Source organism: Limnothrix sp. HT2024, assembly GCF_059138625.1.
Map to the genome: position 1 here is coordinate 3,722,139 of NZ_CM181121.1, position 13,134 is coordinate 3,735,272.

At 54.3% G+C, this 13,134-nt stretch carries 14 protein-coding genes; 6 read left to right on the top strand and 8 right to left on the bottom strand.

Features of this window, described 5'->3' with window-relative positions; translation table 11 throughout:
* Positions 1-67: 67 nt before the first annotated feature.
* Positions 68-640, top strand: a complete 573-nt coding sequence (locus AC2IAX_RS15175; RefSeq protein ID WP_494388221.1) for an NYN domain-containing protein — start codon at positions 68-70, stop codon at positions 638-640.
* A 397-nt stretch (positions 641-1,037) separates the two neighbouring features.
* Here the strand turns inward: AC2IAX_RS15175 and AC2IAX_RS15180 are convergent, their stop codons facing one another.
* Complete coding sequence (locus AC2IAX_RS15180; protein ID WP_494388222.1) at positions 1,038-2,021, bottom strand: DUF1822 family protein; 984 nt, start codon at positions 2,019-2,021, stop codon at positions 1,038-1,040.
* Positions 2,021-2,875: a hypothetical protein gene (locus AC2IAX_RS15185; protein ID WP_494388223.1), complete on the bottom strand. Its 855-nt coding sequence runs from the start codon at positions 2,873-2,875 to the stop codon at positions 2,021-2,023. Before AC2IAX_RS15185 ends, AC2IAX_RS15180 begins: the two co-directional genes overlap by 1 nt.
* Positions 2,876-3,263: 388 nt before the next feature.
* On the opposite strand from AC2IAX_RS15185, the gene AC2IAX_RS15190 reads away from it, so the two are divergent.
* A complete protein-coding gene (locus AC2IAX_RS15190) occupies positions 3,264-3,803 on the top strand; it encodes a glycine-rich domain-containing protein (protein ID WP_494388224.1) in 540 nt (179 codons plus the stop codon).
* A gap of 229 nt (positions 3,804-4,032) precedes the next feature.
* On the opposite strand, the gene AC2IAX_RS15195 is transcribed toward AC2IAX_RS15190, so the two are convergent.
* Positions 4,033-4,260 (bottom strand): ferredoxin family protein, encoded by a 228-nt coding sequence (locus AC2IAX_RS15195; protein WP_099531821.1) that lies wholly within the window; start codon positions 4,258-4,260, stop codon positions 4,033-4,035.
* Between the two features lie 230 nt (positions 4,261-4,490).
* On the opposite strand from AC2IAX_RS15195, the gene AC2IAX_RS15200 reads away from it, so the two are divergent.
* Complete coding sequence (locus AC2IAX_RS15200) at positions 4,491-5,126, top strand: lysophospholipid acyltransferase family protein (protein ID WP_494390408.1); 636 nt, start codon at positions 4,491-4,493, stop codon at positions 5,124-5,126.
* Between the two features lie 139 nt (positions 5,127-5,265).
* Here AC2IAX_RS15200 and metK read toward each other — a convergent pair whose 3' ends face one another.
* The 4 genes from metK to AC2IAX_RS15220 form a co-directional block, all read right to left on the bottom strand.
* Positions 5,266-6,522 (bottom strand): methionine adenosyltransferase, encoded by a 1,257-nt coding sequence (metK, locus tag AC2IAX_RS15205; RefSeq protein ID WP_494388225.1) that lies wholly within the window; start codon positions 6,520-6,522, stop codon positions 5,266-5,268.
* 348 nt (positions 6,523-6,870) lie between these two features.
* On the bottom strand, positions 6,871-7,680 hold the full coding sequence (locus tag AC2IAX_RS15210; protein ID WP_494388226.1) for an HAD family hydrolase: 810 nt from the start codon (positions 7,678-7,680) through the stop codon (positions 6,871-6,873).
* Positions 7,681-7,855: 175 nt separating this feature from the next.
* Complete coding sequence (locus AC2IAX_RS15215) at positions 7,856-8,863, bottom strand: 30S ribosomal protein S1 (protein WP_494388227.1); 1,008 nt, start codon at positions 8,861-8,863, stop codon at positions 7,856-7,858.
* 183 nt (positions 8,864-9,046) lie between these two features.
* Positions 9,047-9,208 (bottom strand): hypothetical protein, encoded by a 162-nt coding sequence (locus AC2IAX_RS15220; RefSeq protein ID WP_494388228.1) that lies wholly within the window; start codon positions 9,206-9,208, stop codon positions 9,047-9,049.
* 36 nt (positions 9,209-9,244) lie between these two features.
* Between AC2IAX_RS15220 and AC2IAX_RS15225 the strand changes: the two genes are divergently transcribed.
* Positions 9,245-10,294: an alpha/beta hydrolase gene (locus AC2IAX_RS15225; protein ID WP_494388229.1), complete on the top strand. Its 1,050-nt coding sequence runs from the start codon at positions 9,245-9,247 to the stop codon at positions 10,292-10,294.
* A gap of 210 nt (positions 10,295-10,504) precedes the next feature.
* On the opposite strand, the gene AC2IAX_RS15230 is transcribed toward AC2IAX_RS15225, so the two are convergent.
* Complete coding sequence (locus tag AC2IAX_RS15230; protein ID WP_494388230.1) at positions 10,505-10,738, bottom strand: hypothetical protein; 234 nt, start codon at positions 10,736-10,738, stop codon at positions 10,505-10,507.
* A gap of 3 nt (positions 10,739-10,741) precedes the next feature.
* Here AC2IAX_RS15230 and AC2IAX_RS15235 point away from each other — a divergent pair, with 3 nt between their 5' ends.
* Together AC2IAX_RS15235 and AC2IAX_RS15240 are read left to right on the top strand one after the other, a co-directional pair.
* On the top strand, positions 10,742-12,097 hold the full coding sequence (locus AC2IAX_RS15235; RefSeq protein ID WP_494388231.1) for a TrkH family potassium uptake protein: 1,356 nt from the start codon (positions 10,742-10,744) through the stop codon (positions 12,095-12,097).
* A 196-nt stretch (positions 12,098-12,293) separates the two neighbouring features.
* Entirely contained in the window at positions 12,294-13,007 is a 714-nt protein-coding gene (locus tag AC2IAX_RS15240) for a potassium channel family protein (RefSeq protein ID WP_494388232.1), read from the top strand.
* Positions 13,008-13,134 lie beyond the last annotated feature (127 nt).

Genomic DNA, 13,134 nt, shown 5'->3' on the forward strand with positions numbered 1-13,134 from the left:
TGAAGGGGAATCTGCGTATTAAGATAGTTTGCGAACCACCCTTGTAAGCAAAGTGTAGGCAACGCTTGTGACTGCCCGATCGCATGAAGCGACTCTCTTCGTCGATGGCTACAACGCCATTGGTCAGTGGTCGCAAATGCGAAAACGTTCCATGCACCGACACCTAGAGCGGGACGACTTGGAGGCAGCCCGTTGGGAGTTGATTCAGCAACTTTGCAACTATAGTGCCTATCGGGCGTTTGCAACTTATTTGGTCTTTGATGCCCAATACCGAGCAGAACGGGCTTCTGCGGAGACCATCACGGATCACCTAACGGTGCATTACACGGAATTTGGGCAAACGGCTGACACTTACATTGAACGGGCCTGCGCGCTCTACAGCCGCGAGGTGAATCGAGCCAGTCGGCGCGTGATTGTGGCCACGTCCGATCGCGCCCAACAGATGACCACGATCGGCTATGGCGCTGAGTGGATGTCTGTTCAGCAACTGCTCCACGACATTGAATTAGCGGAACAACAGGTGCGTCGTCGGCAGCGATCGACCCAAACCAGCAGTGGCCGCTTCCTGAGCAATCGCCTAGATGATAGGGTGCGCCAGCAGCTTGAACGATTGCGCTATGGCGATTCCGCTTCCTCTTGATTTTTGTTGGGCGGCCTCAGGGCCTGTCGTCAAGTCGCCTGAAACCCCGATTCCACCGTTAGCGGATCGTGGGGGACAAGGGGCTTAAGCCCCTTGTTACAACGACTGGGGCGTGGAAAATCAATCGTTAGCGGATCGTGAGGGACAAGGGGCTAAGGGTCTGTCGTCAAGTTGCCTGAAACCCTGATTCCACCGTTAGCGGATCGTGAGGGACAAGGGGCTGAGGGTCTGTCGTTAAGTCGCCTGAAACCCTGATTCCACCGTTAGCGGATCGTGAGGGACAAGGGGCTTAAGCCCCTTGTTACAACGACTGGGGCATGAAAAATCAGTGGTTTTCGCTCGATTCCAAGAAATGGCGACGGGCCCTAATTCATTGCCCGGTCTATCCCGATCAACATCAACCTTCAAAAGTCTGCTCATCCCACAATTGGCGCAGTCGATCGAGCAGGCGCAGGGGCAAGGTTTCCCAGTCTGCTGCCGTTTCCAACTCCCCAACTGTAGGCTGCGATCCATAGGAACCCCGACGATCGCGCACTTGGGGGGTTAAGGCCGATGACTTTTGCCCATAGGTGATGGGAGGGCGCGACGCTTCCCCTGGCAGTTCTCCGGCAGAATCGGCATTGGCTCCCGGCCCCTCCGCGCGATCGGGCTTCAGGTTAGGGGGTAAGTTTGTTGAAAACCATTCAGTTAATCGATCGGGCAGTCGATCGTTGAAATTCCCGAGAATTTGCGATTCTGAAGGTGATGGGTTCCGCGTGGATTGGTAAAGCCGCTCCAGATACATCACAACAGCAGCCCGTTGCTTTGGGGCGATCGCCTGGCGAGTTTGACGGGCGATCGGATCCGTAGCTTCCGCAATCCAAACCAAGCCCGATCGAACCCGCGCCAAATAGGTTTCAAAGGCCTCCCAATCCTGAAGCGATGTCACCGGTAATCGTTCCGGCGCATGGGGTGGCAGGGGTAAATCGCCCACGGCCAACCAGCCCCAGAGCCAAGCCTCCGTCAGTTGCGCATTAATTCCCACCGGCACAAAGGCCACCACGTGATCGGGCCAATCTAGCGGCATTGCCAAAGGCTCAAGGCTGCTGGAGTTTTGCGCTTCCGGGATCTGGGCCTCCATCACAAAGGGCAACAGGGCGATCGAACCCACTTGCGGCACGGCCAAACAAGCCACCTCGCCGGGCAGCCTGGAAACCGGCGGCCGTAACTGACCCGACGGTTCCAGGGCCAACCATTGCCAAAGATGCCCCAACGCATCCATTGCCAAACTTTCCAAAAATACCGCTCGTCCTTGATGGGGATTGGCCGCCTGACCCGCTTGGGCCAAGGCCCTTTGCCGATCAGCTTGATCCAAAGACAGGATAAGTGGATCCCAGTCCATTACGGCGCTCCTGTTTTGGGGGTGATCAAGCCTAGTAATTCCATAAATTGGGCTGGCTGGGTGCAAATCTCCTGGGCGATCGCCTGCAACATGGGATAGCACCGTCGCTTCCAGTGACTATGAATTGTTTGTTCATTCATTTGCAACTGCTGAGCTAAAGAACGCCAAGTCACCTTTTTTTCGGGCGGTTGTCGCTCCACCCGATCGCCCCGAGTCTGCAACAAAATCGACTGAGCCAAGAACTGACAATTAAGCTGCGGATCCTTCGTGCCACAACAACCACTCAGGCGGCCTTCGGGATCTCGCTCAATATAAAGCTCCACCAGCAACCCTTGGCGCTGCACAGTTTGACGTTGCTGCTGTTCAATCAGGGCTTCAATGCCATCTAAGCGCAACCCGGCCGGCACGTAGTCTCCTAATGTGGAACTAGGGCGATCGCCCCGATCGGTTCCCACCGGAGCATCCAAGCTGAGGGCATTGAGCGGCATTTTGGCGCGGCGATAGAGATCAATAATTCGATACTTCAACTGACCATTCACCCAGGTCACAAATCGTCGGCGCACCAACTCCGGGCTGCTGTGGTCTAAGTCGCACCGAAAGGCAGCGATATTCTTTTGGACATACTCCAACGCCAGGTTCAGCGCTTCCAAATAGTCCGGGTGTGAATCTTTCCGAAGACCCGGCAGCTTGGGAATTAGGGCCAATAACTGCTCAAGGGCCCGTTTGCGGTTCCGGGACTTGGGGGGCTGAAGTTGGCGCAGGAGCCGAATCAGCGCCAGGTCAGGATCCGCCGGCTCCGCTGGGTCGGGTGAATCTGGGGAATCGATTGAGTTTGAGTTGATCGATCGAGCCACGTTTGCCGCTCCTAGGAACGAGAGGGAATCGGTGGAATAAGAGGGCTACTTAACAATTGACGATGGAATCAAGATTGCAGCCGCTTTGGTGATCCCCCCTAACGGGTCTGCATAAGTTTTTGGGACTTAGCCGATTAATAGAAGCCACAGTTGCATTCTTCCTGGCTGATTGCTTCCGGTGAATGACTCCCGGCGCGTGACTCCTGGTGCATTCTTCCTGGCTGATTACTTCCGGTGAGTGACTTCCAGTTCATTTCCTTCAGCTTATTTTTCCTGGCTCATTATTACGGGAGGCTAACCCATGACAACGCAGGGGATTGGTAGTGATTATTCTGTTGCCCAGCGGCAGTTCACCTCAGATCGATCCGACGCTTCATCTGATCAAACCATGACCACCCAGACTCTGGCTAACAATTCCCACGGGGCCAGCTCAATTCACGGACGCTTGCGACAAATTGACTGGCGACCGATTTTGTTCAAACTCACGGATGCAACCCATGGGTTGGGTTGGTCGATGGAGCGTGCAATCCCAGCTTTGCAAGGCTATTTGCAATTTTTACGAGCCATCGATCGCTATCCTCACATGGCCCTTGTACCCAGCGAGGACGTGGACGAAGTGTGGCACTGCCATTTACTCGACACGCAAAAATATGCGGCCGATTGCCAGTGGCTCTTTGGTCGTTTTATTCACCACAATCCCTACTTGGGCACGCCAACCACGGGGGGCAGGGAGGCATTGGCTCAGGCTTGGCAAGAAACTCGCCGGTTGCTCCAAGCCTCGGCAGATGAACTAGAGGGCGGGTCTTGGGGTTGGTTGAGCGATGGCCCTTCCACTTGTGTGTTGTCCTTTCACGATTTGGGCGATCGCCCTGGTTTGCCTCTCCGAATTCGGGCGGATTTGTCGGTGGAATTGCTGCCCTGCGCTTAGGGGATATCTGGCAAGGATGGGGGGGCACTGGCCAATCGGGATACTAGCAAAGCACCAATCGTCGTGGGGGCAAGATTGCGAAGGCAAGATTGCAGGGACAAGATTATGGTGGGGCAAGGGGCTTAAGCCCCTTGTCTTTGGCGGTTGGCAAGACCTGCAAGGTAGCAATTTAGGCTGTTCAGACACCCTTTGAGGAGTTGAATCTAATGTTCTGCTGCCCGGTACGGTGCTACTGGGGTGTGCGCTGCAAGTCCGATCGCTCTTCGGGAACGATCGCCCCTTCCACCGGACAAACTTGGAGGCAAATGCCGCAATCAATACAGGTGGCAAAATCAATCCAGAACCAATCAGTGCCCTTGTTGTTTTTGCCGGGGCCGGGGTGAATGCAAGCGACGGGACAAGCTTCCACGCAGTCGCCCACGCCTTCGCAGGTGTGGGTCACAATTGAATGAGCCATAGGACAATTAAGGTCGGTTCTTCAGGTGTGTTCTTCTCAGGCCATGAGGCGCTCTTCAGTGTATCGCGATGTTAAGTAATGTAACGAGCTGGAGCAGTCCGCAAAAGAATGGCGAGAAACCTCAGGAATCTGCTGACCGGTGGGCCGGGAGGGGATGTCCATGAAACAATGTCCAGAAAGCAACTGTTGTGGAAGGATGATTGGCGTTGGTTTCTGAGAACCTGCAACTCATAAAGCGCGATCGAGAGCCTATCAGTAGTTGGGCGCTTTACCATCTCCTGAAGTGGTCGGTGATTAGCCCGGTGTTGCATTCCTATTTTCGGGTGCACATCTACGGAACTGAACGGGTACCGAAGACGGGGCCGCTGATTGTGGCCAGTAACCATGCCAGCGATTTTGATCCCCCGATCGTGGCTAATTGCACGGGTCGTCCGGTGGCTTTTATGGCCAAGGAAGAGCTGTTTAATGTGCCGCTGTTGGCTCCCGCGATTCGGCTCTATGGGGCCTATCCGGTCAAGCGCGGTACGGGCGATCGGGGAGCCATCCGAGCCGCCATGGATTATTTAGATGCGGGCTGGGCTGCGGGTGTGTTCATTGATGGGACACGCCGGCCCGATGGCCGCATTCACAGCCCCAAGCTGGGGGCAGCGCTGATTGCGGCTAAAACTCAAACGCCCTTGTTGCCGATCAGTTTGTGGGGCACGGAGCGGATTTTTGCGAAGGGGAAATTACCCTGTCCGGTGGCGGTGACGGTGCGCATTGGCGAATTGATTGATCCCCCCCGATCGAGCAATCGCGCTGAACTGGAAGCCGTCACTCAACGCTGCACGGACGCGATCCATGATCTCCATGCCCTGGGTCGCTAAGGGTCAGGCAGTTAACCCTGTAGGGGCATAAAAGCATAGGGGCATACGGCCGTATGCCCCTACTGGAAATTGTGCTGGAGGGTGAAGCCGCAAGGGCAACCCCTCCCAATTTTTTCGAGAATGCCTATCCTGCGTGGGTTTAGGACACGCTCGACAATTGCGCCAAGTTGGCTTTGAGGGCCTCCACCTTGTCGAGAGCTTCCCAGGGCAAATCCAAGTCCGATCGACCCAAGTGCCCGTAGGCCGCCACCTCTTGATAGAACCGGCCACCCCGATCGCTCGGTAACCGTTGCAGATCGTAGGTTTGGATGATGCCAGCGGGCCGCAGCTCAAAGCAGTTGCGAATGGCCGTGAGCAGTTGGTCTTCGTCTACCTTGGCGGTGCCAAAGGTTTCGATCGAGATACTGACCGGACGGGCCACCCCGATCGCGTAGCTGACCTGCACTTCGCACTTATCCGCCAAGCCAGCGGCCACCACGTTTTTGGCCACATGGCGGCAAGCATAGGCCGCGCTGCGATCGACCTTGGTGGGATCCTTGCCCGAGAAAGCGCCGCCCCCGTGGCGAGCATAGCCCCCGTAGGTATCCACAATGATCTTGCGGCCCGTTAAGCCCGAGTCCCCTTGGGGTCCACCGATCACAAACTTACCCGTTGGGTTCACCAGAAAACGGGTTTCGCCCGAAGGCTTCACGCTCAAGTCCGTGAACACCGGCTCCACCACCGCCGACCAAAGATCTTCCCGGATCTTGGCTTGCACGGCCGCTTCTTCGGAAATATCCCCGATCGAAGCGGTGTGTTGCGTCGAAATCAGAATCGTATCGATCGCCACCGGCCGGCCGTCTTCATAGACCACCGAGACTTGAGTTTTGCCATCGGGCCGCAGGTAAGCCAACTGACCCGTTTTGCGAACCGCCGCCAACCGTCGCGCCAACCGGTGAGCAATGCTAATCGGCAGGGGCATCAATTCCGGCGTTTCGTTACAGGCATAGCCAAACATCAAGCCCTGGTCGCCTGCCCCGATCGCATCCAGGGCCTCATCACTCATCGCCTCCCGAGTTTCCTGGGCCGCGTTCACCCCCTGGGCAATGTCCGGCGACTGTTCATCCAACGCCACAATCACAGAGCAGCTCTCGGCCGCGAACCCATTGCTGGAATCGGTGTAGCCAATTTCAGCAATTTTGCGCCGGGCAATCTCAACAAAGTTCACATGGGCCTTGGAGGAAATTTCCCCTGTAATCAACACTAAGCCCGTGTTAACCACCACTTCAGCCGCCACCCTTGCCTTTGGGTCAACGGTGAGCAGCGCATCCAAAATGGCATCGGAAATTTGGTCACAAATTTTGTCGGGGTGACCTTCCGTGACCGACTCAGACGTAAATAGGGAGCGACGAGACAAGGACACTGGCCCTCCAACAGCGAGACAGACTGATTGCTGATAAGCGAAGCGATTATATCACTGGTTCCTATTTACCTTAGGTAACCATTCGTACTTGCGCTTTTCCAGGAAAACTCTGAGAGCTATTGTCCACAAATTCGTTCAATCAGTTGGTTGGGTTGATGAATGAAACTCATGGGGGCTTAATTGTCGAGACGCATTCTTGAATTGGTTAATTAATGGTTGCATCGATGGCGTGATGCATGGATTGGCTTGGCAGTTGATTGAGCCATGAGCTTGAAAAATTAATTTTTCAATTAATTTATGAATCAGCCTGAGAATTGATTTGTTAATTTATGCGATCGAAACCTATGCGATCGAAACTTGCAGTGCATCCAAACTTTGAATCAAAAAGTCCGCTTGGAGTTCTGACAAGGCTTGGCTGCGCATCTCTTGAACATCAATTGCCTTGGGAGGAATAGTGCGCGAAACGATCGTGTTGGGGAGAGCGTAGGTGCGGTCAATCCCGATCGCGGCGGCCAAGCCCGCAGCCTTTGCTGCCTGCATATCGATCGCGGAATCCCCCACAAGCAGAACCCGATCGGGTGCAATGCCCAACTGCTCACATAACCGCCAAACGCTGGCCGGGTCTGGCTTGGCGGGCCCCGTATCTGCTGCCCCAATTACCTGAATCCATTGGCCCAGGTCATACCGCTCCAGAAAGGCTTGGGTATGCCCCAAGGTATCCCCCGTCAAAATCCCTAATTCCAAGCCCGATTGCGCCAAGCGCTCCAAGCAAAATTCCGTGTCCTCGTAGGGCCAAGTTTGCAACGCCTTGTCCCCACAGATGCGATCGGCCTCAGCAAAGGCCTGTTGTACCAGGGCCAGCGCCGTGGACCAGCTACAACCGGTTTCCGCCACGTAGGCCGCCGCTGCCACCCCGTTTTGCTCGCGAGTTCCCACCGCCATTAGCCCGGCCGAATTCCAGCGATCGGCACTGGCTCCCATGGCCAGCAACAGGCGATCGTCCACCTCGGGAATGCGGGACTGAATAGCCTTGACCCTCGCTTGGGCCAACAGCCGTAAAAAGCCGCTCGTATCGGCCAGCGTCCCATCCTTATCGAACAGAACCGCCTCAATTCCCTCTAGGGGATGACCATCTACCCAAACTGTTAACACGAGTGGTTTTCCCCAGGAGTCTGTAGGGTGGACGATGCCCACCGACTCACAGCTTCATGGCATCTGCGATCTGACATACCAATCGTTTCAGGTAAAGGCTGGAAGCCAAAAACTTAACCCAAAAACACAACAGGCAAGGGGTTTTTAGTTCCTTGCCTGTCGGGTCTCATCAATCCTACTCGTCTGCTGCGGTGGCGTAGACCGCTTCCTCGGTGCTTTCCACCTCTTCCGGAGCGGATTCTACAACCGGCTCAGGAGCAGCACTGCTCCCTTGCTGTTGCAGTTTCATCTGCTCGCGGTATTTCGCCGCCATTTCTTCCGCCTTGTCATAGACCAATTGGCGGTTCTTCAGCATGTCACCGGGTTCCGGCTCAAGCTGCTTGGTCGAGAGCGAAATCCGGCCGCGCTCGGCATCCAAATCGATAATCATCACCTTCACTTCGTCGTTGACGTTGAAGATGCTGTGGGGCGTATCGATGTGCTCGTGCGAAATTTCGGAAATGTGCAGCAGACCGCTCACGCCGCCGATGTCGATGAACGCACCGTAGGGCTTGATGCCGCGCACGGTACCGATCACCACTTCGCCCACTTCCAGGCGGTTCATCTTGCGCTCCACCAAGGCACGGCGGTGGCTCAAGACTAGGCGGTTGCGATCTTCGTCCACTTCCAAGAACTTGAGGGGCAGCTCTTCGCCCACCAATTCTTCCTTGGGCTTGCGGGTACTGATGTGGGAACCAGGGATGAAGCCGCGCAGACCTTCGATCCGCACCAGCGCACCACCTCGGTTGGTGGCAAACACGGCCGATCGCACGGTGGCATCTTCCGCTTGCAGTTGGCGTACCCGTTCCCAGGCCCGCATGTACTCAATGCGGCGGATTGAAAGGGTTAATTGCCCATCCTCATTCTCATCAGCCAAGATGAAGAATTCGCGCGTTTCGTTGGGCTGCAATACCTCATCCGGATTTTCGATCCGGTTGATGGACATCTCCTGGATGGGGATATAAGCAGAGGTCTTGGCACCGATGTCAATCAATGCGCCGCGCGGTTCGATGCTGAACACCGTCCCTGCCACGATGTCACCAGGGCTAAAGTGATAGTCGTACTTATCAAGCAGGGCGGCAAAATCGTCGTGGCCGAAGCCAACGTCAATGCTGTTGATGGCTGAGATTTCTTGGGTGGGCATGCTAACGTGATGGTTTGAGTGCAGTCTGCTCACAGGTTCGCCGGTTACTCGAATGCTAGGCCGTCTACTAGCGAACACGACGATGGGCTATGGCAAGCTGCGAATGCTAGTCACTGGTCTAGATTCGCCTACAGAGACGGCGTGGGGCGAACTCCAGCAACCAGGGTTGACCGATTCAATATACTAGCACGATGGGTTGGTTCCGGTGGCGTGGTTGCATGGATTGGCCGGACAAGCTTTCCCGGTGCTGTCGGTCATGGCCGAAATGGCGTTGAATGGGGTTCCCAAAAGACGGCCTAAGCCCCCATAGAGCATTCTCGATCGCCTAGCTAGAATCGGGGGCATCAGGTGGCCCCGCGAGGGCCCAGGAGGGGGGAATTTTTGAGTACTAATCTTCCAATCAGCAACTATCGGCAAGCGATCGGCAGCATGACCCAACAGGTACAAACCCTGGAGGCCAAGCTACCCCTGAAGCATCCGGACTGTCGATCGCGCTTTTGGTTACACGATCGCCCAGTGCAGCGCGTCTGTTTGCTATTTCACGGGTTTACCGCCGCGCCCTATCAATTTGTCCCGATCGGGGAAGCGCTCTATCGGGCCGGTTACAACGTGCTGGCTCCCCTGATGCCGGGCCATGGGCAAGCGGGCAAATGGGGCAGCCAAACCCCGCCTCCCCTCCCGATCGACCCCAAGGTTTATCAGGATTTTGGATTGGAGTGGGTGGCCAAGGCCCGCACCTTCGGTCAACAGGTGTCGATCGGGGGGCTTTCCGGCGGCGGCACATTGGCCGCTTGGTTAGCACAGGAACGCCCCCAGGATATTTACCGCGCCCTTCTGTTTGCACCCTACCTCAGCAGCAGCAGCAAAGTGGTTGACTTGTTTGTTTCCAAAACCCAAGGCTACTTTGCTTGGGGGAAAGGGGCCGAAAGCAGCAGTTTCGATCGCCCCGGTTATCCGGGTTTTGCCGTGCCTGCTCTGGCCACCATGCTGAAAATGGGCCAACAGGTGCTCGATCGGGCCCGTCGCCAACCCAGCGCCCCTCTGTTTGTGATCTCCAGCCAAAGCGACCAAGCCGTCGGCATTTGGGATCACCGTGCCCTTTGGGAAGACACCCGCAAGCGCCAACCCATCACTTGGCAACTGGTGTTTAACCGTGTGCTCGATATTCCGCATACGATGATGACCCAAGAGGAAGGCAACCGCTATGCCTCCCTGTTGATTACCCTCACCCAGGCCTTCATTGAAAGCAGCCTCACCTGGTCAGATGTGGAGGCGATCGCCCGGCGGATGATGAACAGCGAAACCTTCATGGATGCCGCCACCAAACTGCGACTCACCGATCGCGTTTCCGTTCACATGCCTGCTGCCATGACCTTGTTCGACAAGCGGGCCTTTGCGATGGATGACTTACTTGGAGAAAATCGCGACTGATTTTGGCGTGACTGACTTGGAAAAGTCGCGATCGATCCTAGGGAGTGTCGTCATTTCCTGGGGGCAAGCTGAAACGGTTGATTTTCCTCGCCCCAACTGTTGTAACAAGGGGCTTAAGCCCCTTGCTACCCAACGATTCGTTCACGGTGGAATCAGGGTTTCGGGCGAAACAACGACAGGCCCTAAGCCCCTTGCTGCCCAACGATTCGTTCACGGTGGAATCGGGGTTTCGGGTGGAACGACGACCGGCCCTAAGCACTGCGAATTTTTGCGATGAACGTTTGGATTGGCCTTGGATTCCTGATCCTTGCGGGGCTGGGTTTTTATGCGATCGCATTCAGACTCAGTCAGTTCTTTCGCAACTGATTTTTTCGCAACTGATCCAACAATCCCAAACCTCAGGTATTCTGCAAAAACTAAAAACTCGCTGATGGCAATGCCCAATTTATGACCCCAGCCAGAACCATTTGCCTGGGCTTTTTAATGGTGATTACGGTAGGCGCAATTCTCCTCATGCTGCCTATTTCCTTGACTAATCATCAGTGGAGCGATCCGATTACCGCGCTTTTCATCTCCACTTCGGCTGTTTGTGTGACCGGACTTTCAGTGATTGATGTGGGGAAATATTACTCATTCTTTGGTGAGTTTGTGGTTGCTCTCCTAGCCCAAATTGGCGGCTTGGGCTATATGACCGCAACGACTTTCCTATTGCTGATTTTGGGTCGTCGTTTTGGCTTAAAGGATAAACTCGCCCTGCAACAATCGCTCGATATGCCCGGCATTTCAGGTGTTTTGCAACTGGTGAAATCCATCATTGGTGCAACCCTGTTGTTTGAGCTAACCGGTGCATTTTTACTGCTGGGGGTTTTTGTTCCGAAATTGGGTTGGAATTTGCAGGCGATTTGGTTCTCGGTATTCCACAGCGTTAGCGCATTTAACAATGCAGGCTTTGGGTTATATACCGATAGCTTTATGAAGTTTGTGGAATCTCCCCTGCTGAATTTCACAATCACAGGCTTGATTATTTTCGGAGGAATTGGCTATCAGGCAATTATGGAGGTGTTCTTTTGGGCGCGATCGCTCCTCGGTCGCCATCACGTGGCTAGCCTGCGGCCCGATCGCTTCATGTTTTCGCTCAACTTCAAAATTGTCACCACCACAACTCTGGCCCTCCTGGTGATTGGAACAGTTGCCATTTTGATTACCGAATTCAACAACCCGGCCACACTCGGTAACCTAAGTTGGAATGGCAAACTCTTGGCCGCTTGGTTCCAGTCGGTCACCACCCGTACGGCTGGTTTCAACACAATTGATAACGGAAAATTGGGATCGGCTGCACTATTTGTGACCATTGCCCTGATGTTTGTAGGAGCCAGCCCCGGTAGCACCGGCGGTGGTATTAAAACCACCACCATTCGGATTTTAACCGGCGTGACCCGAGCGGTTCTGCAAGGTCAAAGTTCCGTCATTTTGTTTAATCGCCAAATTCCAATGGCCTTGATTATGAAGGCGATCGCGGTTTTCCTGGGTTCCCTCAGTGTGGTTGTGGTGTCCACCATCTTGTTAACACTACTTGACCCAACAATTCCGTTTGTTCAGTTGTTTTTTGAAGTGGTTTCTGCCTTTGCAACTGTTGGTCTATCAACAGGGATTACGGCGCAGCTTTCGATGGGGGGCAAGTTAGTCCTCATTGGCACCATGTACATTGGCCGGGTTGGCATTCTGCTGCTCATGAGCACTTTAATTAGTGAAAATGCCCGCAGTGTGATCCGCTATCCCGAAGAGGAATTGCTAGTGGGATAATTGGGTTCTGGTGCAATTCTTTTTCCCAATTAGCCCATTTTTTCGATGAACTGTCTTGACGCGATCGCCCGAATGAACTTGCTGGATTGATGAGATTGATCAACCAGCTCGATCGATTGGATCAAATCAGTTTGCTTAATTCGCCTCATCGGCTTGCTTTAAATCATCTTGACCCTGTGATTGATGGAGATTTCAAATGCAGTTTGGTTCCCTTAGTTTTTGGCGCAATTTTCGCAGCACTAATAAACAATATGTGGTGCTGGGCTTGGGTCGCTTTGGCCGTGCTGTTTGCTCCACGCTGCACCAAATGGGCTATGAAGTGATGGGAATTGACTCGGGTGAAAAACAGGTCACTCAAGCCCTGAACGATAATATTGTGTCCCATGCATTGCAACTAGATACGACCGATCGCCAGGCCCTGGCAGAGGCCGGAGTCTTTGAATTTGAAACCGCAATTGTGGCGATCGGGAATTACATTGAAGCCAGCACCATCACCACCCTGAACCTCAAAGATGGCGGCGTGAATTACGTGGTCGCCAAGGCATCCACTGAAATTCATGGGCAATTGTTGGATAAGGTGGGGGCAAATTTGGTTATTTTTCCCGAGCGCGAGATGGGCTGCCAAGTGGCACGAATGCTCACCCGGCCCAACGTGCTGGAACGGCTCGATTTGGATGCCAACAATAGCGTGGTTGAGCTGGTGATTCCTGAAGAATTTGAAGAAAAAACGCTGCAAGAACTGCAACTGCGATCGCGCTATGGTGTGAATGTTTTGGCTGTGGCTCAACAATGCACAAGGGGTGGCGTGGAAAACATCCAAGTTAACCCCAATCCCTACGATCGATTGCACAAGGGAATGGTGCTCATTGTGATTGGTTCCAATGAGGGAATTGAGCGGTTACCAATGTAGCTGATCTAGATCAATTGCTGATTCAACTTGGCGATCTAGACGGGCGATCCAGATTGCTAAGGCAAAAGCTTGGGATTGTGAATTGGCATTGCCGATGGGTACAAATTAGCAGTTTTGCCCAGGATCA